At 47.3% G+C, this 21,882-nt stretch carries 22 protein-coding genes; 9 read left to right on the top strand and 13 right to left on the bottom strand.

What is annotated here, in order from left to right; genetic code table 11:
* Positions 1–155: 155 nt before the first annotated feature.
* The 9 genes from hisD to V7Z69_RS05745 are packed head-to-tail and all read left to right on the top strand — an operon-like array spanning position 156 to position 7,386.
* On the top strand, positions 156–1,415 hold the full coding sequence (gene hisD, locus V7Z69_RS05785) for a histidinol dehydrogenase (RefSeq protein ID WP_334139070.1): 1,260 nt from the start codon (positions 156–158) through the stop codon (positions 1,413–1,415).
* Positions 1,408–2,616 (top strand): ATP phosphoribosyltransferase regulatory subunit, encoded by a 1,209-nt coding sequence (locus tag V7Z69_RS05780; RefSeq protein WP_334139069.1) that lies wholly within the window; start codon positions 1,408–1,410, stop codon positions 2,614–2,616. The genes hisD and V7Z69_RS05780 overlap by 8 nt, the downstream gene beginning before the upstream one ends.
* The gene (gene hisG, locus V7Z69_RS05775) at positions 2,586–3,254 is read left to right on the top strand and encodes an ATP phosphoribosyltransferase (protein WP_334139067.1); all 669 of its coding nucleotides are present in this window, start codon (positions 2,586–2,588) and stop codon (positions 3,252–3,254) included. Before V7Z69_RS05780 ends, hisG begins: the two co-directional genes overlap by 31 nt.
* A complete protein-coding gene (locus tag V7Z69_RS05770; RefSeq protein WP_334139065.1) occupies positions 3,251–3,820 on the top strand; it encodes an imidazoleglycerol-phosphate dehydratase in 570 nt (189 codons plus the stop codon). Before hisG ends, V7Z69_RS05770 begins: the two co-directional genes overlap by 4 nt.
* Entirely contained in the window at positions 3,817–4,428 is a 612-nt protein-coding gene (gene hisH / locus V7Z69_RS05765) for an imidazole glycerol phosphate synthase subunit HisH (protein WP_334139063.1), read from the top strand. Before V7Z69_RS05770 ends, hisH begins: the two co-directional genes overlap by 4 nt.
* Positions 4,425–5,153 carry a 1-(5-phosphoribosyl)-5-[(5-phosphoribosylamino)methylideneamino]imidazole-4-carboxamide isomerase gene (locus V7Z69_RS05760; RefSeq protein ID WP_334139061.1) on the top strand — a complete coding sequence of 243 codons (729 nt, stop codon included), beginning with the start codon at positions 4,425–4,427 and terminating at the stop codon, positions 5,151–5,153. Before hisH ends, V7Z69_RS05760 begins: the two co-directional genes overlap by 4 nt.
* Positions 5,147–5,938 carry an imidazole glycerol phosphate synthase subunit HisF gene (hisF, locus tag V7Z69_RS05755; RefSeq protein ID WP_014162982.1) on the top strand — a complete coding sequence of 264 codons (792 nt, stop codon included), beginning with the start codon at positions 5,147–5,149 and terminating at the stop codon, positions 5,936–5,938. The genes V7Z69_RS05760 and hisF overlap by 7 nt, the downstream gene beginning before the upstream one ends.
* Positions 5,913–6,554 carry a bifunctional phosphoribosyl-AMP cyclohydrolase/phosphoribosyl-ATP diphosphatase HisIE gene (gene hisIE, locus V7Z69_RS05750; protein ID WP_014162981.1) on the top strand — a complete coding sequence of 214 codons (642 nt, stop codon included), beginning with the start codon at positions 5,913–5,915 and terminating at the stop codon, positions 6,552–6,554. The genes hisF and hisIE overlap by 26 nt, the downstream gene beginning before the upstream one ends.
* Positions 6,544–7,386 (top strand): HAD-IA family hydrolase, encoded by an 843-nt coding sequence (locus V7Z69_RS05745; RefSeq protein ID WP_014162980.1) that lies wholly within the window; start codon positions 6,544–6,546, stop codon positions 7,384–7,386. The genes hisIE and V7Z69_RS05745 overlap by 11 nt, the downstream gene beginning before the upstream one ends.
* Positions 7,387–7,402: 16 nt before the next feature.
* Here the strand turns inward: V7Z69_RS05745 and V7Z69_RS05740 are convergent, their stop codons facing one another.
* The 13 genes from V7Z69_RS05740 to V7Z69_RS05680 all read right to left on the bottom strand — a co-directional run bounded on the left by V7Z69_RS05740 (position 7,403) and on the right by V7Z69_RS05680 (position 21,702).
* Positions 7,403–8,041 carry a GDSL-type esterase/lipase family protein gene (locus V7Z69_RS05740; RefSeq protein ID WP_334139059.1) on the bottom strand — a complete coding sequence of 213 codons (639 nt, stop codon included), beginning with the start codon at positions 8,039–8,041 and terminating at the stop codon, positions 7,403–7,405.
* A 19-nt stretch (positions 8,042–8,060) separates the two neighbouring features.
* On the bottom strand, positions 8,061–9,122 hold the full coding sequence (gene citC / locus V7Z69_RS05735) for a [citrate (pro-3S)-lyase] ligase (RefSeq protein WP_334139055.1): 1,062 nt from the start codon (positions 9,120–9,122) through the stop codon (positions 8,061–8,063).
* Between the two features lie 18 nt (positions 9,123–9,140).
* Positions 9,141–10,121, bottom strand: a complete 981-nt coding sequence (locus tag V7Z69_RS05730) for a bifunctional heptose 7-phosphate kinase/heptose 1-phosphate adenyltransferase (protein ID WP_334139053.1) — start codon at positions 10,119–10,121, stop codon at positions 9,141–9,143.
* Positions 10,122–10,128: 7 nt separating this feature from the next.
* Complete coding sequence (locus tag V7Z69_RS05725) at positions 10,129–11,604, bottom strand: AMP-binding protein (RefSeq protein ID WP_334139052.1); 1,476 nt, start codon at positions 11,602–11,604, stop codon at positions 10,129–10,131.
* 46 nt (positions 11,605–11,650) lie between these two features.
* Positions 11,651–12,841 (bottom strand): M20 metallopeptidase family protein, encoded by a 1,191-nt coding sequence (locus V7Z69_RS05720; protein ID WP_334139051.1) that lies wholly within the window; start codon positions 12,839–12,841, stop codon positions 11,651–11,653.
* Between the two features lie 200 nt (positions 12,842–13,041).
* Positions 13,042–14,388, bottom strand: coding sequence for an NADP-specific glutamate dehydrogenase (gdhA, locus tag V7Z69_RS05715; RefSeq protein WP_334139050.1), 1,347 nt, complete (start codon positions 14,386–14,388; stop codon positions 13,042–13,044).
* 213 nt (positions 14,389–14,601) lie between these two features.
* On the bottom strand, positions 14,602–14,751 hold the full coding sequence (locus V7Z69_RS05710; RefSeq protein ID WP_334139049.1) for a hypothetical protein: 150 nt from the start codon (positions 14,749–14,751) through the stop codon (positions 14,602–14,604).
* 199 nt (positions 14,752–14,950) lie between these two features.
* Entirely contained in the window at positions 14,951–15,907 is a 957-nt protein-coding gene (locus V7Z69_RS05705; RefSeq protein WP_334139048.1) for an RluA family pseudouridine synthase, read from the bottom strand.
* A gap of 3 nt (positions 15,908–15,910) precedes the next feature.
* Positions 15,911–16,990, bottom strand: a complete 1,080-nt coding sequence (locus V7Z69_RS05700; RefSeq protein ID WP_334139047.1) for a 3'-5' exoribonuclease YhaM family protein — start codon at positions 16,988–16,990, stop codon at positions 15,911–15,913.
* The gene (locus tag V7Z69_RS05695; protein WP_334139092.1) at positions 16,980–18,203 is read right to left on the bottom strand and encodes a 2,3-bisphosphoglycerate-independent phosphoglycerate mutase; all 1,224 of its coding nucleotides are present in this window, start codon (positions 18,201–18,203) and stop codon (positions 16,980–16,982) included. The genes V7Z69_RS05700 and V7Z69_RS05695 overlap by 11 nt, the downstream gene beginning before the upstream one ends.
* A 75-nt stretch (positions 18,204–18,278) precedes the next feature.
* On the bottom strand, positions 18,279–18,911 hold the full coding sequence (cobC, locus tag V7Z69_RS05690; protein WP_334139045.1) for an alpha-ribazole phosphatase: 633 nt from the start codon (positions 18,909–18,911) through the stop codon (positions 18,279–18,281).
* A 1-nt stretch (position 18,912) separates the two neighbouring features.
* Positions 18,913–20,553 carry a phosphoglycerate dehydrogenase gene (gene serA, locus V7Z69_RS05685; RefSeq protein ID WP_334139043.1) on the bottom strand — a complete coding sequence of 547 codons (1,641 nt, stop codon included), beginning with the start codon at positions 20,551–20,553 and terminating at the stop codon, positions 18,913–18,915.
* Positions 20,554–21,702, bottom strand: coding sequence for a pyridoxal-phosphate-dependent aminotransferase family protein (locus V7Z69_RS05680; protein ID WP_334139041.1), 1,149 nt, complete (start codon positions 21,700–21,702; stop codon positions 20,554–20,556).
* Positions 21,703–21,882 lie beyond the last annotated feature (180 nt).

The raw sequence follows: 21,882 nt of genomic DNA, 5'->3' as shown, positions 1-21,882 counted from the left end.
ATCATGCACGAAGGGCAGTTTATCACTTGAAGCCAAAGTCTGTCAACAAGCTTAATTTTTAGACTTTACAAAAATGGGGATAGCATGGTAATATTCTTGCTCGGTTAATCTTCTATCTTTTTATCAGGATAAATTATTGCAACGGAGGGTGTCCTATGAAGTGCATAAAGGCCCGAAACGTAAGGGAATCTGTTGAAACAACGAGCCTCGAAAACCGTGTGAGAGAAATACTGCACGCCATCAAGACTGGAGGCAAGGAGGCTTTGTTGAAATTAGTGAAAGAGTTAGATGGATACGAAGGCCCCCTCAAGGTGAGAATCGAGGAGATGGACCGAGCCCTAAAATCCACCCCTCCTGCTCTTTTAAAAGCTTTAGAGAGGGCCGTAAAGAACATAAGATCTTTCCACAGAGCTCAAAGAAACATAATCAAAGAGACCACATTGGCCACGGAAAAGGGAGTAATCGCTGGCATACGTTTCGCACCTGTGGAGAGCGCGGCCGTGTATATACCCTCTGGTAGATATCCTCTTCCAAGCACGGTCCTTATGTCCGTCATACCTGCCCAAGAGGCCCAAGTTCCCAGGATAGTGGCCCTCTCCCCAGCAAGAGGCACACAAGGGATACACCCAACGATCCTGGCTGCTTTAAGGCTTTTAGGGATCGAGGAAGTGTATGCAATGGGAGGGGCTCACGGTATTGGTGCCGTTGCTTACGGTGTCGAAGGGATAAGGCCAGTAGAATTTGTAGTTGGCCCGGGCAACGTCTATGTAACGGAAGCCAAAAGACAGCTATTCGGAACAATCGGAATCGACGGACTAGCAGGCCCCAGCGAGGTCTTGATAATAGCCGACGAGACATCGAACCCCAGCTACGTTGCAGCAGACTTGTTGGCCCAGTCAGAACACGATCCCTTGGCAAGAAGCGTACTGTTTTCTACAAGCGAAACCCTTGCTGAGGAAGTCCTAAAGTATCTAAAACTACACCTAAAAACCATCGACAAAACAGGAAGCATAGAAGCCTGTTGGAACGGAAACGGAGAAATATACGTGGGAACCATCAATGAAGCCATCGATTTTGCCAACGAAATGGCTCCTGAACACCTTGAGCTTTCCATAGCTAACGCTGACGCTTACGTAAAAAGGTTCAAATCATACGGTGCAGTATTTTTGGGATGCTGGAGCGCCGAAGCCTTTGGGGACTATATAGCAGGCACCAATCATATTCTGCCTACTGCTGGAACTGCCAGGTGGAATGGCGCATTGTGGACTGGCACATTCATGAGGCCACAATACATGCTAAAGCTCGAACGTGAAGGAGCAGCTTCTTTGTCCAAAAGCGGACAGGTCTTGGCCAGCGAAGAAGGCCTTTTGGCCCACAAATTGTCCATGGAACTCAGAGGTGAAACCAATGACTAAGATCCCCATAGGTTGTCGAATATACAGTGGCCCAAAAGCCGAATCCATGGAAGAAGCCCGTAACACCTTCTTGAAGGTGTTCTCTGCCTTCGGATACAAGGTGTTCTGCCCATCCACCATACAGCTTGTCTCGTCGTGCTGGAACAAATTACCATCTACCATAAGAGAGAAACTTTTGATACTAAACACTCCCCATGGAGAGGCTGCATGTCTCAGACCTGACCTGACATTGACCGCCATATCATACATCTCGTCCCACTATGCACCGCAAGAACGCCCTTTGAGGATCTGTTATGCCGATAGAATATTCCTGGGGCCAGAAGAACCTGAGACCAACCTGGAACGCCTACAACTAGGAGCAGAGCTAATAGGATGGGACGGAAGTGGCGCGGACGTTGAGGTCATCTCCATAATGTTCAAAGTCTTGGATCTCCTTGGTCACAGGGACGCCCAAGTGGTCATCGGAGACACCAACATAATAGACTTCATGCTCAAGAACACCGTTCCCAACATAGCCAAATCTCTTAGGGACGCCTTACTGAGACAATCCCTTGCTGAGTATTACAACACCCTGGAAAAGCACCCAGTGCCGGATATTGAGCTATCTGCCCTTTTAGCCCTTCCAACCCTGAAGGGCAAAAGAAGCATACTGAACAAAGCCGAAAGTTTGTTGCCCAAAGGAACACCTCTATCAGACATAAAACATATAATTTCCTCTCTGGAGAAAATGGGATATGGAGAAAGGGTTTCTGTGGACCTTGCACTATCAAGAAAGTTGAATTACTACAGCGGTCCTGTCTTCGAGGTGTACAGCCCAAGGGCAGGAAAGCTTCTCGGTGGAGGGGGAAGGTATGACTCCCTACTCTCCTCTTACGGAATCATCGGACAAGCTGTAGGTTTCGCACTCGACCTGGAGGAGATAGCCCTGGTCAAAGAGACAAAAATAGGTTCCAACTCCATAATGATATGGTCCGGCAAAACGCCTCCTGAAGTGGCAATGACAAGAGCAGACCTGCTCACAGATAAAGGATTCAACGTGGAACTTAGCTGGACGGAGAACAGACAGCACTCCATAGATTTAGCTAAAAGGCGTAAATATAAGTGGTGGCTCAATGCCCTTACAAGCAAGATCTACGATCTGGAGGAAAAAGAAGAACATGATCTAATTGAATGGTTGGGAAAGGAGCAAGAAACATGCTGACTTTCGCTCTCCCAAAGGGAAGGATGCTACAAACGTGTTTAAAGCTCTTAGAGGAAATGCATATGCCTTGCAAAAAAATTGAGAAAAGAGGCAGGGAACTAGTAATAGAGGAGGAACAAGTTAGGTACATTTTAGTAAAACCCATGGACGTACCTACCTACGTCCACCACGGTGTCGCTGATGTGGCCTTTGCAGGGAGCGACGTTATATGGGAAACAGGGGCATCTTTGGTGGAGATAGCAGACACGAAAGAGGGGCTTTGTAGACTGGCAATAGCAGGGCCGAAAAGCTTGGCAGAGCGCTTCATGAAACACAAGAGTAGTTTGATGGGAATAAAGATCGCGACAAAGTACCCTCGAATCACCAAGCAGTACTTTTCCTACAGAGGGATACAACCAGAGATAATCCCCTTGAAAGGGTCCATAGAATTGGCCCCAATCCTTGGGTTGAGCGATGGAATTCTGGACATTGTACAAACAGGAGAAACTTTAAGGGCCAACGGCCTGCACGTTTTGGAAGAAGTCGCCCAGGTCTCTCTAAGGATAGTGGCAAACAACAAAAGCGTGCACGAGCACTGGGATAAACTGAGCAGGTTTATTGAAAAAACAAGGATCTTAAAAGAAAGGAAACACAGATGATGGAAGAGACAAAAAGAAAGACAAAAGAAACGGAAATCACAGTGAAGATAAACCTACAGCCAGGTCCCATAGACATGGACATTCCATGCCCATTCTTGGCGCACATGCTGGAGCAGCTGCTGCACCATGCTGGTTGGAGTGGTGAAATACGGGGGAAAGGCGATACCGACATAGACTACCATCATCTAACGGAGGATGTCGGCGTAACCTTGGGCATCCATTTGAACAAAATATTCTCAAAAAACAAATATAAACGCTACGGATGGTGCCTTTTGCCAATGGATGGAAGCTTGGTCATGGTGGCAGTAGACATGGGAGGAAGAGCCTACTGTTCCTTCGATGCAACCTTTCCAGCACCAAAGTGCGGAGATTTCGATATGGAGCTAGTAGAAGAGTTCTTTAGAGCATTGTCACGAGAAGGACGAATGACTATACACATCAAAGCCCTGTCATGTGACAATTCCCATCACCTGGCTGAGGGAATATTCAAGGGGGTCGGACTCTCCTTGGGACAAGCCATGACACCCAGCCAATTAGACCCAAGCACAAAGGGAGTGTGGGCATGATAACCATAATAGATTACGGCGCAGGAAACATTGGCAATCTCATAAGGGCACTAGAGGCCATTGGCAAAAACACCTTTGTTGCTCAAAAACCCTCTGATTTGCCAGACAAAACGAAGGTTTTGCTCCTTCCAGGAGTAGGAGCTTTCGGTCCGGCCTCGGAAATACTCCAAAAAAGTGGTTGGTTCGACTTTATAAAAAATTGGGAAGAACAAAAAAAACCTGTTCTAGGAATTTGCCTCGGAATGCAGCTTTTGTGTGAAAACAGCTTGGAAGGTGGTTATTCGCAGGGATTGGGGTTGTTTGAGGGAACCATAAAAAAACTGACAGATGTACCCAAGTTGCCCCACATAGGCTGGAACAGCGTTAAATGGATAGGTCCTTCTCCCATTCCGTGGGGGGGTAAATACGAAGAAGCTTATTTTTACTTTGTCCACTCCTACGCACTTGAGGTTTCAAGATACACTACGGGCGTAACCAGTTATGGAAGAACCTCTTTTTCTGCCATAGTGCAGAAAAAGAATGCCATTGGCTTTCAGTTCCATCCTGAAAGAAGCGGCATAAGGGGGCTTATGCTCTTGGATTGGGCTTTACAAAAACTGGAGGAATGACAATGGAAATATTCCCTGCTTTGGATATCTTTGATCAAAAAGTTGTAAGACTCTATAAAGGAGATTTCAATAAAACAACCATCTACAGCGAAAACCCCGTCAAAACCGCTGAAAACTTTGCAGCACAAGGTGCTAAGTGGGTGCACGTAGTGGATTTGGAAGGAGCCCAAAAGGGAGCTCCTGTACACCTAGATTTGTTAAAGGAACTATCCCAATTGGGCCTTAAAGTGCAGTTTGGAGGAGGCCTAAGAACCTTTGATGACGTAGAGAAAGCTTTAACTTCGGGAGCTTCTCGCGTAATGGTTGGGAGCCTGTTGTTCAAAGATGAAATAGCCCCCATAGTGCTAATCAATAAATTTGGCAACAGGATAGTCCCTGCCATAGACATAAAAAAAGGTATGGTAGCCACTCATGGTTGGGGAAAAACTTGCTCCCTCAGTCCCTCCGATGCGGTAAGAAAACTTTTGGGAATAGGCTACAAAACTTTCCTTATCACGTCAGTGGATCGTGACGGAACCTTGATGGGACCTGACATCGCTCTGTACGACGCCATTATCACCCAAGCAACACCCAAGCCGGAAATAATCGCCGCCGGAGGTATAGCAAGCATTTCCCACATACTCGAACTGAAACGGTCCGGAGTGAGCGGAGTCGTATTAGGTAAAGCCCTATATGAGGGGAAGATAAAAATATCTGAAGCACTGGAGGCCACAAACCAATGTTGACCAAACGCATAATACCTTGCTTGGACGTCAAAAACGGACGCACTGTGAAGGGTATAAACTTCAAAGAATTGAAAGATGCCGGAGATCCCGCCGAAATGGCGCTCGCCTACATGAACGAAGGAGCCGACGAAATAGTATTCTTGGACATTTCTGCCTCCAACGAACGCAGAAAAACCATGAGTCAGTGGGTAGAAAGAGCAGCAGAACGCATTTTCATTCCCTTCACCGTGGGCGGAGGCATAAGCTCCGTCGAAGAGGCAAAGTTCATAATAAGCTTGGGAGCAGACAAAATCTCCTTAAACACATCGGCCGTAAAAGATCCAAACCTGATAAAAGAATGTTCCGACCTTCTAGGCAGCCAGGCAGTGGTTTTGGCTGTCGACGCGGCGTTCAATCAAGAGAAAAAACGATATGAGGTATTTGTACAAGGTGGAACTACCCCGACTGATCTTGATGCCATAAATTGGATCAAAAAGGGGGTCTCCATGGGTTGCGGGGAAATACTGCTGACCTCCATAGACAGAGATGGCACTCAGCAAGGATACGATTTGCGTCTTATAAACGAAGCCGCCAATGCTGTGCAGGTTCCTATAATAGCTTCCGGGGGAGCAGGAAGCAAAGAAGATTTCCTATATGCTATACAGGCTGGCGCGGATGGTGTCTTGGCCGCATCGGTCTTTCATTATGGACAAATAAATATAAAGGAACTAAAGAAATACCTAAAGTCAAAGGGAATACCCATAAGAGAGGAAGATCTATATGAGTTTCCAAATCGAAAAGGTTAAATTTAACGATCAAGGCCTAATACCCATAATAGTTCAGGACCAAGAAACTGGCTTGGTCCTGATGATGGCATGGACGAACAAAGAAGGACTTGCAATGACGCTCGAAAAAGGGGAACTCGTCTTCTGGAGCAGGTCCAGAGGAAAATTGTGGCACAAGGGAGAGACCAGCGGCAACACAATGAAGCTTAAAGAAATTTTACTGGACTGCGACGGTGACACTTTATTAGCTTTAGTGGAACCCCAAGGCCCTGCATGTCACACGGGGGAAGCATCATGTTTTTTTACCTCTCTCGATGGAGAAACTCCTCCTAAAAAGGACAACATAACCTTTCTGCACCAGCTAGTGTCTACACTGAAAGACCGAAAGTCATCCATGCCGAAAGGAAGTTATACGGCTTCTTTGTTTTCCTCTGGCATAGAGCGCATCGCGCAGAAAATAGGCGAAGAAGGCGTAGAGACGGCCCTGGCCGCTGCGACAGGCAAAAACGATGAGGTAGTTGCGGAAATGTCCGACCTGCTTTACCATTGCTTAGTTGCATTAACATACTTGGAACTGCCCTTGGTGAAAATATGGGAAGAACTTTCTTCGAGGCACGGAGGTAACCATGAAAGATAGAAAAGCACTTATTTTCGACGTTGACGGCGTACTGGTGGACACGTCCAGGTCGTTCCCAAACGTCGTTTTTACAGCAATCCAATGGTGGAGTAAGTATAAATTAGGTCTGTCGATAGATTGCAGACCCTTCGGAGAAGAGCATTATAAAATCACGAAAAATCATCCCTCTTTCAACGACGATTACGACATAGCATGGGCGTTCATATCGTTCCTATCCAGCCGCAAGGCTAAAAAATTATCGGAAAATAGAATAACCCCAGCGGAATGGAGCCGCATCTTGTCTAGTTGCAAAGAAGACAATCCCATTCCGTGGGTTTACTCTACCTTCAAATCTGCCCCCGAAAGGGAAAAAGTTCGTAGGCTCTGCGAGGAAATATATTTTGGCAAGGACGCACTGCAGAATATCAACGGCAGGTCTCCACAAAATATATTTGCAAGAGGGCTGTGGCACCTTGAAAGCCCCAACATTACAACCCATTGGAGTCAATTTGATCTTCCAGTAGGCATATACACCGGAAGAAGCCGCTTTGAACTTAAACTTGCCCTTGAGATTTTAGGTTGGTCCGACTTGCCTGAAGAACATTACGTAACATCAGATATGGGAATAACAAAACCTTCTCCGGAAGGATTCTACATCCTTTCAAAAACATTGAAGTTCGACAGCATCTACTATTTTGGAGACACCAAAAGTGATCTTGAGGCCTTCAAGGCCTACGGGAAAGGCACTTTCTTTGCAATAGGCAACTATCTTGAGGGGTACCCAAACAGCTTCGAGAACTTAAAAGAGGCTCTGGCCTTCCTTTTTGCCAGAAAGCTGGCATGCCCCAAATAAAAGATTATTGTATTGTTCACCACTGAGAGCTTTTTATAAGCTGCGCCAAAGCTTTTGCCATAAGTTGATATCCCTTAGCGTTTGGATGAATCAGGTCGCTCTTAAGCTCTGGTCTCGAAAGAACTTTTCTCAAAATTTGTCCCTCGTACAACGCTTCATAACGTTCAGCTACTCTTTCATAAAAGTCCGGGACCACAAGCCCCAAGCCTGGCCTTGGAACTCCTATTATAACTAAATCCGCAGGGGTGGCTTTCACCATCTCCGCCATTGCCGCCAAATCCTTCTCTATAAGCTCGTCCGCTCTACCCCGCAAAATATCGTTGCCTCCATGGCAAATCAAGACCAAGGAAGGCATGTATTCTTCCAGAAGCCCAGTAAGTCGAAGGGCCCCCTCAGAAATCAGCTCTCCCGGGACTCCAGCATTTATAACTTTAAGTTTGAGCTCTCGCTGAAGCAATGAAGGGTAAGATTTGTCCTTGGGCGCACCTGTTCCATAGGTTAGGCTGTCGCCAAATGCTAAAATAACAGAGTCCTCCCTCAGAGGCATTATCTTGGCCCCACCCTTTGCCTCTTCTGGTGTTCCTGCAATTCCTGCAGTGATCAAACATACGACAATACTTAGGAGGAAAAGCCTTTGCGCCATCCTGGTTTCCAAACCATCAAATTGAATCTGGCTAATGCCGCCCTGCGCCCTTTTTTATCTTCTCCAGAACGTCTTTAGCCTCGTCAGATACTAAATAGTTCCAGGTAGATTGGGGCACTAGCTTCTTGATGTTCTCCCAATCATCCTTTCTTATAAGATCTCTAACTGTGGAAGCAGAAACCACCATACCGTCTTCGGTAGTAAGCCGTGGAATCTCAACAAGCTCCACACCTCTGGCGGGAAGGATCTCCTTCATGGCTTCATTGTAGGAACTTGTCACGGCACAATACGGCTCAGTTCCTACGAAACGTTTAGAAATCTGAAGAGTGGGCACAAACAAATTTGCAAACAAGGTTACATCCAATCTCGCTTGAATAGATGCTATCTTTTCCACTGAGGCGCCTTTCATAAAATATGAAGGGAACGTAGCAGGGGAAACTGCATAGTCTCCACTCCTAATCACCGTTACGTTATCAAGATGAGCAGTCCCTTGCTTCACCAACTCGAACCTGTGCTTGAACGGGAAGGAAGACAAATCTGCTTCCACCACTATTACATAAAGAAAGTCAACAGCCTTGGAAGCTCGCTCTATCAAATACTGGTGGCCTCTAGTAAAGGGATTGCAGTTAACCACTACGGCTCCAGCGGTCTTTCCTTCTTCAAGTTCCTTCTTGTTCTCCAAAAGATACTTTTTGAAATGGTCCACTCCTGGATGTCCCATCTCTAAAACTGCCGCATACTCTTTGTATCTCGCCAGTTCCCTGAAACCAAACGAAAGGAATTTGTCCGCTACATCAGGTTTGGTGAACACGAAAAAGTGGGTAAGTCCCCTGCTTCGGCCGTACTCTATCAACCGGGTCATTATGGTTCCAGAGAGGTTGGCCTCCCTCCACTCCTGATCGATAGCCAACATCTTCAGAACTTTACCCGATAGACTCCCGGTGGCTATTACTCTACCTTGCGGATCCTCCACAATAACTGAAGCGTCAGGCTTTCCTTCGTAAACCAACCCATGCTCCTCCAAAAAGGCTTTTATAATCTTTTCTTCTTCCGGCGAAGGAGGGGTAAACAGGCTTACGTTAATTCCAAACATAACATTCCACCCCTTTAGCTAGCCCTTGTAGATTGTTTCCCTTAATGTCTTCCATTCCTTTGTCTTCAAGACGTCCCCCCAATGAACGACCGCTGTACCAACCTTTGAAACGGCTACACCTGCCGTTATCATAGCCAATTGTGAGGCAACATGATAGTCCAAACCTGCGGCTATGGACAAGGCCACACAGGCAACTACCGTATCACCAGCGCCTGAAACATCATACACCTCTTGTTCAAGAGCAGGGTAATGAGCACACCCATCCTGAGTGGCCAACATCATGCCATCTCCTCCAAGGGTTAAAAACAACGCCTCTAATTCCAATTCCTGCCTAAGTTTAGATGCCACTCTCTCTGCATCCAATAAGGTATCTATGCTTTCGCCGGACATGATCTCCGCTTCTTTCCTATTGGGCGTGACCACGGTGGCTCCACAATACCCCTTCTTAGCTGGCGGTTTTGGGTCTATAACTACATCCATGTTCCGTTCCCTGGCCCAGTGGATCAGCTTGGCAGCCCTTTGGTCTCCTATCATTCCTTTCCCATAATCGGAGATCACAAGAACCCTACACGCCGAAGGTTTATTCGACAGTCTCTGCCACAAAATTTCCTCTTTGGCACCATCCAATATGAGTTTTTCTTCCCAATCCACTCTTACCACCTGTTGGGCCCTGGCCACGACTCTGGTCTTCCTTATGGTCTTGAATCCCTCAACAACTATGGATTTGTCAAAATTGTACATGTACTTTTTTGCAAGGGCTTCCAGTATGTTGCCTCCAAAATCCTTTCCGTAAAATGCTATCAGGTCAGCCTCCCCACCCAAGCCTACGACGTTAGCAGCCACGTTGGCAGCCCCTCCAGGCCTGTATTCTTCTTTGTGGACGTGTACTACCGGAACTGGTGCCTCAGGAGATATTCTTGATGCATCACCCCATATGTAATGGTCCACCATAACGTCTCCCACCACGACGACGGAGCAGCCAGAGAACAAGCTTTTCATGTGTTTATCACCTGTTTCTAAGTTCTCTTCTCAATACTTTTCCGATGCTTGAACGAGGAAGTTCATCAATGAACTCCACAACCCTGGGGACCTTGTAATGCGCAAGGCGCTCCTTGCAATAAGAAATTATCTCCCTTGGCTGAAGCTCTGCTCCAGGTCTTTTAACCACATATGCTTTAACTATCTCTCCACTTATGGGATGAGGAACCCCTACGACAGCTGACTCCAAAACTCCGGGGATGGACCGAATCACTTCCTCCACCTCAGCAGGGTACACGTTGAACCCACCAACTATTATTATGTCGCTTTCCCTGTCAAGTATGCTTAAGTACCCATCCTCATCTATCTTTACTATGTCACCGGTATTGAACCACCCGTCCTTTATCCTCTCAGCTGTACGCTCAGGATCCTTAAAGTAACCTTGGAACACCGATGGTCCTTTTAACCACAAAATTCCCTCTTCTTTTGGATCTTTAATTATGTTGCCTTCTCTATCCCTAATCTGAACCTCGTACCCCTTCAATATGGTGCCCACTGTACCCAACTTTCTGACCTTCTGTCCAGGGTTCACCGAAACGACAGGTGAAGTCTCAGTAAGTCCGTATCCCTCAAGAACACCTAATCCAAAAACTTTCTGAATTCTCTGATCTAAAAGAGGGGGAAACTTATCACCACCAGAAACCAATATCCTGATGGAACGAGGCACATCCGCTCCTCTGGCTATGGCCCCCAACATCAAAGCTATCATCGTGGGCACCGCAATTACAGCAGTGACCTCTGCCTCCCTGATCGCCGCCAAAGTGTTCTCCGCGGGCATGAAGTTGGGAAGGATAACCTGCGAGAATTCCCCCAAAAGGGGCAACAAGCTGCTGGTAGTGAACCCTAAGGCATGAAAGTTTGGGAGGACGTTCAAAAATCTGTCCTCAGGTTGAAGCTCCATGAAATGCTCTATGGATTTGCTAACATTGTCCAACAGGTTTCTGTGAGTCAAAGGAACAGCCTTCGGGGCTCCAGTTGTGCCGGAGGTATAAAACAGCACCGCTTTTTCCGCATCTGAAGACTTAACTCCTTTAACCTTTACTGAAGGTAGCGGCCCTTCCAACGGAGCAGTTACAGTCAAGATCCCCATCTCAGTGAGACTTTCTGCTACGCTTTCCATTCCCTCCGGCATGATAGCTAGAGAAACCCCAGCATGCTTCAAGTTCTTAGCCATGTTAAGTCGGCCTGCCTGAAGGTTGAGAGGCAAAAGGGTTCCCCTTAGGCTCCAAACCGCTACGGCCAAAGACAAAAACAAGGGACAATTGGGCATTATAGCAGCTAAAATCTGCCCCTCCCCAAAACCTGCATCCTTCAAGGTGTCCCTACACTTGGATATCATCTCGTACAGTACGTTACGGGACCACCAGGTGCCTCTCCACCAAAAGGCTTTCTCTCCCCCTGCTTTTTTACATATTGCAAAAATGTGTTCTTCTAAGCGACTCAAAAAACTTTACCCCCTCATTCTAAGAATGCTCAAAACATTTAAACAATCATGCCTTGAGCCCCAGATAGGCCAACCAAGCAGCACCCATGGGAATCAAATCCTCTGGCACATCATATTTTGCACTGTGCAAGCCCACATCCAAGCCAGTTCCTAAAAGCATGAAGCAAGACGGAACCTTCAAGGAGTAAAAGGCGAAGTCCTCGCCGTTCAGAATGGGACCGTCCATATTGGAAACCTGTTCCTCCCCAAAGAAAGACCTGGCCAAGCTCACAACCTCTTCTGTCAACAGCGGATCGTTGATAAGACTAGGATAATTCTTGACATATTCCACGCTTGCAACCGCCCTGTGAGCCTGAGCGATGAGAGGGACCATGGTCTCCAAACGATCCTTGATAAAATCTCTAACATCCTCACTGAAGGTCCTTAACGTACCCCACAAATGGGCAGATTCGGGGACAATATTATATATTTCTCCAGCCTCCATTTGCCCGAAAGTTATGACTGCTGTTTTGGATGGATCCAGCTCTCTGGTAAGTATTCCCTGCACTGCCAGCATTATGTTTGCTGCTACAATTAAAGGGTCAACACCTAAATGGGGACTTGAAGCGTGAGTGGCAACACCGCGCACGGCTATGTGAATACGGTCTGATAATGCTGTGAACAATCCTTTTTTGGTGCGAAATTCTCCGTAAGGTATCTTGGGCCAAAAGTGAAACCCCAGCATCTTGCCCACCTTAAACTTGTTTAAAAAACCTTCTTCTATAATCTTCTTTGCTCCGCCTTTACCTTCTTCTGCTGGTTGAAAGAGGAAAACCACGGGCCTTTTAAGTTTTTCTTTGTGCATGCTGAGTATTCTCGCTGCTCCCAATAAAGCCGCCATGTGAGAGTCATGGCCACAAGCATGCATCATGCCGGGAAAACATGAAGAGAAGGGATAGCCTGTTTTCTCCTGTATGGGCACTGCGTCCATGTTCACCCTGATCACCAAAGCAGGGCCCCCTAATTCTCCACCTAAAACTCCAATGACGGATGTAGGAATACCAAAACCCTTTATTACCTCGACTGAATCTATGGCCTCCAGTGCTGAAACCACTTTGGCGGAAGTTATATTCTCCTCGAAACCAAGCTCGGGAAACTGATGGAACTCCCTTCGCCACGATACCATTTCATCAACAAGGTTTTCAGATTGGGATAAAAGAACCTCTACCAACTCTGGAGTGTCAGACATATCAATCATTCAAGCGCTCCTTCCTCGAAAACATTTCCACTTTAAGATATATCACGGATAAACGTAAAAAACCAAAATATCCTTATTAGCGCCGCCAGTTTAGTGTATTATACATAACTTTCAGGCCTTAGTACACGCCATTAAAAAGAGAGGGGGCATTGCCCCCTCTCTTTTTATGGCGTTGAAATTATTTACAAATAGGTCTCTTTTTAGAAGCCCTGGTCTATCATTGCCTTGGCTACGCGGAGGAAACCAGCGATATTGGCTCCAACAACGTAGTTTCCAGGATGACCGAACTCCTTAGCAGCATCCAAGCAGCTCTGGTGAATGTTCACCATAATGTTGTGAAGCTTGCTATCAACTTCTTCCTTGGTCCAGAAAAGCCTCATGCTGTTCTGAGACATCTCAAGACCAGAGGTGGCAACACCACCAGCGTTGGAAGCCTTACCGGGAGCAAAGAGCACCTTGTTCTCGAGGAGGTAGTCCGTTGCCTCCAAGGTCGTGGGCATGTTGGCACCTTCTGCTACGACCATGCAGCCGTTCTTGACTAGAGCCTTCGCATCGTCGAGATCCAGTTCGTTCTGGGTTGCGCAGGGCAGGGCTACCTCTGCCTCTGCAAGACCCCACGGCCTCTTGCCTTCGTAGTACTTGGCCGTTGGGAACTTCTCGACGTACTCCTTGATCCTGCCCCTCTTGACGTTCTTGAGCTCCATTACGTACTCCCACTTCTCGCCGCTGATTCCGTCCTCGTCGATAACGGTACCGCCAGAGTCGGAGAGGGATATTACCTTACCTCCCAGCTGGTTGACCTTCTCAGCAGCGTACTGAGCAACGTTACCAGAACCGGAGATAAGAACTCTCTTGCCACCGATGGAATCGCCCTTGTTCTTTAGCATCTCCTCGGCGAAGTATACGCAGCCGTAACCTGTGGCCTCTGGCCTGATCAAGCTTCCGCCCCAGCCGACGGTCTTTCCGGTTAGAACGCCGCCGTCGTGGAGGTTCGCTATTTTCTTGTACTGGCCAAAGAGGTAACCTATCTCCCTTGCTCCTACGCCTATGTCGCCCGCTGGAACATCTATATCGGAACCGATGTGACGATAAAGCTCAGTCATGAAAGCTTGGCAGAAACGACGCACCTCGTCGTCGCTCTTACCCTTGGGGTCAAAGTTGCTTCCACCCTTGCCTGCACCGAGGGGCAAACCAGTGAGGGAATTTTTGAAAATCTGCTCAAAGGCGAGGAACTTGAGAACGCTGAGGTTAACTGTAGGGTGGAATCTCAAACCACCCTTGTATGGACCAAGGGCGCTGTTCATCTGGATTCTGTACCCGTAGTTTACTTCGATATCTCCATTGTCCCTCTCCCAGGTGACTCTGAAAATAATGGTTCTCTCGGGGACTATGATTCTCTCAAGAATGGCATGCTTTTTGTACTTGGGGTCGCTCTCCAGGACTGGCCTTACTGCGTTGACGAACTCTGTAACCGCCTGAATGAACTCCTTCTGCCATGGCCATCTTTCCTTGACCTGTTTTTCAAGTACTTCATCCACCCAACTCACGAAAATCCCTCCAATTTTTTGGATATTATGTACGTCTTGCTGTATGCAGGACTTACTAATCTCAGCTTACCTCACCTGAAATCTAATAACGATTATAAGTTTATGTGAAAGGTGGAGCTTGTCAAGGTGAATAAAAAATTTTCAACAATTCCATATAATATGCACTATAAAAAATAAAGAGGGGGAGATTCTTGATCTCCTCCTCTTAACAGGTTACGCGCAGCCGCAACCTCCCCTTGGAATTCTTGCATTCACGACCTCGATACTTTTACTCCAGAGAAAACCTCTTTCATCAATACGGACAGTATCATCTTCAAAATTCATGGCCTCTGGGACCCATACCTTTAGTCCTTCATCCTCCAAGGCCACGTACCCTTCCTCTACTGGGGGCTTGCCGCTCTCAACGAGAGCAGCGTAACGGGCTCCTCATCCAGCCCCTATCCTTCTCACTATCACGTATGCTTCGTCTCCCATCTTCTTGAGCTTCTCTCTGGCAGAAGCCGATATTTCTAGCTTATTGGCTACCATTCCGTGCACCTCCACGATTATTTTTGCAGAATAATTATACCCCCCAATTGTATATATGCCAACCCCTTTCCCTCAGGACAGACAAAAAATCATCGGGCGGAGGTGCATTGAAAGTCCTACCTGAAAGGTACTCTAAGGGCGCAGGAAAATTTTCATCGAACGTTATGGTCCTTGCATGTAGCAACGGTCTTTTTATGCCCTTTTGAACCCACTTTTGGTTTATCTTTTGGTCCCCATATTTTCTATCCCCTATAATGGGATTGCCCACATAGGCCATATGGGCCCTGGCTTGATGGGGCCTCCCTGTGAGAAGCTCCAAACTCACCAAGGCTACATCTCCATTGCCCTTGATCGTACGGTATCTAGTCTCCGCATTGAGCCCCCCTGATTTCACCGGCGTCACCATATTTTTTGAGGTGTCTTTGACCAGAGCGACTTTTACAGTTCCCTTATCCTTAGGATTCCCCGACACGAGGGCAAGATACTTCTTTCTCACCTTTCCATTCCTCCAGGCTTCGTTCAGAACCCTTAGAGCCTCTCCATTCAAGGCCACCACCAAAATTCCAGAAGTATTTCTATCCAATCGGTGAACAGGGGTGGGAAGGAAAGAATTGTCCCGCCAACCAAGTTCCTTTATTATCCTCGCTATTACAGAGTCATCGTTCCTTTTGGCTGGTTGTGTCAACAAGTTCCATGGTTTATTGATTATGCATATGTTGCTATCAGCATAGATTATGTCCAGATGGACTCTAACCGAAGGCCCTTGAGGAGTAATGGTTTTCTTCACAGGGAAGTCATCCCATGGCACCTGTATTTCCTGTCCTGCAATCACTTTGTCATTGTAATTTGCGGGGCTACCATTTACCAAGATTTGCCTTTTTCTGAAGTATTTCATCAATGCCCCCAGAGGCAAATTAGGCCATTTACCCCTCAACACCTTGTCTAGCCTGCGCCCCTGCTGATGATTATCGATCTTGAACTTAAACGGCATATTTTATTCTCCCTTTTTGTCTTTTGTCGCCGACCGCTTCCAAAAGCGCCTCTGGGCGGAATAGCTAAAATCAGTGATCTCGCCATCACCCTGTACTCCGGTCGCTTCCCAACAGTGCAATATAAAATCAAGCTCATCCGCCATGGAGACGATCAAAGCCTCCGGGGTAGCCGGTAAAACTGGAGACCCATATTCCTTCCTTCCATGATGGCTTATTATTATGTGTCCCACTGCCAAAGTTACATCTTCGCAAAGGTCATATTCCGATGCAAGATTGATGAATCTAGCGTAGCCTAACGGGATGTGGTCTATTACCGTCCCCTTGAGGGTCATACTTGGAAAGGGTTCAAGGGAATAAGCCTCAACTTTGCCAAGATCATGGAGTAAAGCCCCTGCTATCAACGTATCCATGTCTACTGGAAAGTCCCTGGCAACGTAGGACTCGCCTATGGCAATCGCTGAACTCGCTACAGCTAGAGTATGCTCCAAAAGGCCATGTACGTAAGCATGATGGTGGGATACCGCAGCAGGAGCGTCCCTGAAGGTTTCCCATAAGTCGCCTCTGAACACAAAATGCAAAAACCCCTTAACAGGGTCCCCGCATTTTTCCACTATGCTCCAGAAATTTTTTTCCATCTCCGCCAAAGGAACAGGAGATTTCTGAAGGAAGCTGGAAATGGGGTGCTTCCCCGGATCCAAAAGATAAACTTCGTTGAAGTTATACTGCAACCTGCCCTTGAATTCTGTAACTACACCTATTACCCCCACAGGCTTATTTAAAAGATCTTCTTGGGGGTTTATGTTTTCAGCCACCATGGGCTCCTTGTTGCCATTTTTTGCGTTCCACCATTTGGCATCAGACCAAACCTTCGCCTCAAGGTTTCCAAAGGAGTCCATTACGGATACTTCCCAAAAAATCCTGTCGTTTTTATCTCTCCTTTGCTTTGCCGCGGTGAGGGCAACAACAGCCCGAAAACGCTCGCCAGGTTCTAGGTTTTTTATGTCTCCAATATTCCGGGTTTTCGGTAGCTTGCTTACCGGAGAAGCCAAGTCCATCACCTTTTTTATATCCTTATGCTCCAAACTTCTTCAACCGCCTTCCATGGGCCAAAAGCAGCCCCATAAGCTTCCATGCGGGTATTATACCCAAGCTGCCTCTTGCACAATCCCTCTCCCCAAACGTGGAAATCCCATCGGGTCTTACATAGGGACTCAACAAAACCAAAGGGGATGGGTGCCAAGAATGCCCTTTCATCCTCGACGGGGTACTATGATCTCCCGTCACAACCAAAACATCGGGGCTCAACTCCATCAGCAATGGCATGACTTTGTCCACCTCTTCTATTACCTTAATCTTACCCAAGGTGTCACCGTCCTCTCCCCTGCTATCCCCATGCTTGACATGCAAGTAGAAAAAGTCGTAAGCATCCCACCTAGCCTGCAACTCTTCAATTAGCTTGATTGGGTTGTTTTCCACCTCCAAAACGTCCATACCCACTAAGCTCGCGAGCCCCCTGTACATAGGATACGAAGCCAAGCCAAGGGGTTTGATTTTATACAACTCTCCAAGATGAGGAATATCTGGAACTCCTGAGAAACCTCTCAAAAGACAGCCGTTTGCCTTGGGCTCACCACCTAAAACATTCCTTGCCTCACGAATGAACTTATTTACTATGTCGGCCATTTTGGATCCTTCCTCGGACAAAGGCTCAGCCCACCTCATGGAAGCCCCATCCTTTTGAGGGTCAGCGTCACTCACACAGTCACAAAGGCCCTCACCGGAAAATACCACCGAAAATCGGTGCTCCAAACCTGGATAGTACGTAATCCTTACTCCGTCTATCTCCTTTATTGCCTCGCTAAGCCTTTCTACGAGCTCTCTTGATTTATCCGTCTCTATCCTTCCAGCCCTTCTGTCCAGGATTACGTCTTGCGCCCCCCAGGTCGCGAAGTTGCCCCTAGCACATACATCTCCTCGGGAGACCTTGCCCCCTGTTCCCAATACTTCAAGTATGCCCCTCCCCACGGTAAATTCCACGGGGTCGTAGCCGAACAGAGCCAAATGTCCTGGTCCACTACCAGGGGTTATCCCTACATCCACCATCTCCAATAGACCAGTCTCACCCCTTGATGCTATTTCGTCCAAGTTGGGTGTGAACGCCCTTTCCAGCTCCGTCATGCCATCTTTGTCCGGCAATCCGCCTAGACCATCTATGACCAACATAACTATCTTGGTCGGCGCTTCTGTAGCAAGCTGCCTTAAAATTTCCATCCTCTTATTGAGCAAAACAACCACCTCCCCACGAGATGTCACCACTACACTTTGAAAATACACCCAAAAAAAACATATGTCCACGTTTCAAGTATCGTCTCAGAGCCCAGCCTGCTTTTCCCAATCGTACCTATTGGGAGCCCAAGGCCTTTCTCCCAAAAGGTAAATGCAAAATTCTTTTCCCTTTCTCTCAATCATGGTAACGGAACAATTGGCCACATGAAAACTCCAAAACTTGGCCAAAGGTAACTCCAAAAAATGGCACAAAAGCACTTTTATCACTGCGTCATGGGTTACAACAGCCACTGGGTCTTTTCCCTCGCCTAGGACAAACTCCAACGCACCTTTTGCCCTATTCGCAACCTCCTCCAAAGTCTCTCCAGAAGGCATTTTAACCTTTTGGGGTTCCTTATACCAAAGGTCGTAGAGCTCAGGCCAGAGAACCTTTACTTCATGAGCATATTTGCCCTCCCATTCTCCATGGGAGATCTCGGTAAGTCCCTCATGGACCTCAAGGGGACAGCCCTGCTCTTGGGATATATACCAAGCAGTCTCTTTGGCCCTGCTTAAGGGACTACTCCAAACCTTGTCAATGGTTACACACTTCAAGGACTTGGCTAACAATTCAGCTTGTTTCTTCCCAACTTCATCTAGAGGTACGTCTATTACGCCCTGATACCTTCCCTCCGAATTCCAATTAGTGCGTCCATGGCGTATGAGAAAAAAACGCATGTCATCTATCCCCCTCAAATTTAACGCTACTTACCCACACAAAATCTTCAGCTTCATTAAGATCCTCCAAAACCCGCTGATCCACCTCTCCATCGACCTGCAAAACCCCAAAGGCCAAGCCGCTTCCATTTTTTCTTCCCAAGTAAAAATTGGCTATATTTATGCCCTTCTCTCCAAGGTAGGTCCCTATCTTACCTATAACTCCTGGCCTATCATGGTTCTGAAATATAATGAAACTCCCGCTGGGCTCAAAGTCCATCCTGTAGCCGTTTATGCCTACTATGCGCTGCTTCTCATCATCTTCTGTGACAGTCGCCAATATCACAACTTCCTCTTTGTCGCTTTTTACCTTCAATTCCATCAGGTAGCGATAACGTGAATCGGAGATGCTCGCCTCCTCTACGTATATGCCCCTCTCCTGTGCAAGGAGCGGAGCCTCCATGTAGCTTATACCTCGCCCCAAATGCCTCTCTAGAACACCTTTAAGGGCCGCAATAGTATAAGGACAGTGGCTACAATATTCATAAGCTCTTGCCTCAACCACATCATCAACAGGTATGCCCCTCATGGAAAACTGCACACTCCCCGGCGCTCCTGCAACGATTGAGGCTGCCAAGATGCCCATTTTTCGTGCCAAAGCCAAGAACCGTTTGCCCGAAGCAGAGAGCTTATGCTCCATAAAGGGTAGGTTTACTGCATGCTCGTAAGGCTCTCCCTTCAATGCCGCCAAAAGATTCTTAGCTATTATGAGAGAAACAGCCGATTGAGCCTCATGAGTGTTGGCCCCTATATGGGGGGTAAGGACTACCCTATCCCTTATATCCTCCGCGAAAAGCGGGTGATCATTTTTAGGGGGCTCCTGGGAAAACACGTCGAACGCCGCACCTGCAAGGCGCCCTTCTCTTATAGCATCCGCGCAAGCCTGCTCGTCCACCAATCCCCCTCTCGCACAGTTTATGAGAATTGCTCCTTTTTTAAAGGCCTTAAGAGTCCTTTCATCTATCATTCCCTTGGTCTCCGAGGTCAAGGGGGTATGCAATGTAACCACATCAGCCAAAGCCAATGCGCCTTCCAACTCAAGTGCCCTTCTAACCCCTAATTCTTCCACCTTCCGAGCGCTTATATAGGGGTCATAGGCCAAAACCTCCATTCCAAAAGCTTTTGCTCGCTTGGCTACCTGGCTGCCTATCCTGCCAAGCCCTATTATTAGGAGGGTTTTACCATGAAGCTGCATTCCCATAAAAGCCTTTCTGTTCCAACCGCCCCTCGCCAGGTCGTTGAACCCGTGAGGCAACTTGCGGCAAATAGACAGAAGGAGAGCAAAGGTGTGTTCAGTTGCAGCAAGAGTGTTTCCTGTGGGAGCGTTTATAACGACTACACCTTTCCGACTTGCCCAATCAAGATCAATGTTATCCACTCCAACCCCTGCCCTGGCAACGACCTTGAGCCGTTTGGCTTCATCTAGTACCCTTTTGTCAATAGAGGTACCACTCCTGGTCACGAGAGCATCTACGTCTTTGACCAAGTGAAAAAACTCCTCTTCACTCATGTCCACTTTTTCCAGCAGTTCCACTTCCGGATCTTTCCTTAGCTCCTTTAATCCTGAAGGATGAATCTCCTCAGTGACTAGGATCTTCCACATCTATCTGCACCTCCCAGTGTAAAGTTCCTCTATCTTGCCGAAGCTCATCTTATCGACGGCAACCCCCAATTCTTTACAGGTTTCTTCGAGAGCTTGAATGAAATCCCAAAGCTCCGACAAGCCCTCTCTGGTATAGTGACCAACCCTTATTATTTCGTTTCTCAAAGCGCCCTGCCCTCCAGCCACTTCTATCCCTTTTTCAAGCAATCCCTTCCTCACTGACTCTGCCTTGCCTGGAATTCGTATAGCAGTAACGCCACAGGACCTTGAAGGCTTGTTTTTGACCAACAACTCAAGCCCAAGGTCCTCTACTGCCTTGCATAATGACTGAGCATAGGCCTTGCGCTCCTCAAAACGTCTCAAGAACCCCCCTTCTTCTTCTACCTCCTCAAGGGATGCATCCAAAGCGAAAAATAAAGACACAGGAGGCGTAACAGGAGTTTGAGGAAGCTCTTTTTCAAGGTACTTCCTCATTAGAAGAAAATCCATGCTGTAAGAGGGACAGGTTTTATTCTGACGGACCTTCTCCCAGGCTCTACGGGAAAGCCAAACAATTCCTATACCAGGAGGCGCCATAAGCCCTTTCTGGGAACAAGTGGCCAAACCATCTACGCCCCATTTCTCCGGATAGCACGGCATCGCACCAATGGAACTAACGGCATCCACTAAGACCAGGGGGCCGTCTGCAGGAAGGCCTTCTATTATCTCCTCTATGGGGTTAGCTGCCCCAGTAGATGTTTCGTTGTGGGTTATTAATATGGCAGAAGCATCACTATAAAGATTTACAGCGCCAACTACCTCTTCTTTTGTGAAAACTTCTCCATAAGGCTTATCGAAAGATAACACTACGGCTCCAATACGAGAGGCAATTTCACGGAATCGTTCGCCAAAATGCCCGCAAGAGAAGGAAAGAACTTTATCGCCCCTGGAAATCAGATTTACTAATAAAGCTTCGAGTGCCGATGTACCGGAACCAGGAAAGAGTAAAACGGGTTCTTGGACATTCAACAACTTTCGCAGCTTTAACTGCAAACCCGACATCAAACTGGAAAACTCCCTGCTTCTGTGGCTTATCATTTGTCCCTTCGTGGCTTCTTCAACCTTTTTGCTTAACTCTACCGGCCCTGGCGTAAACAAGTATCTTCTCATCCTCATCCTCCTCTGCCCTTTTAGTTTAAGCACCTAATAAAAAGGAGGGAGCCTTTTAAGGCTCCCTCCTTTAAAATTTCCCCAACTGCTAAAATCTACCTCAGTAATCCGTTTCGGGAGCCCTCAAAAATAAAACAATAGAAGAACTGTCTCCTTCCCAAGAGGAGGAAGAAGAACCCA

Origin of the sequence: Thermovirga lienii (assembly GCF_036847465.1) — a bacterium.
Lineage (GTDB): Bacteria > Synergistota > Synergistia > Synergistales > Thermovirgaceae > Thermovirga > Thermovirga lienii.
Note: the sequence above shows the minus strand (reverse complement) of the source record. Positions and strands in the feature narration are given on the sequence as shown.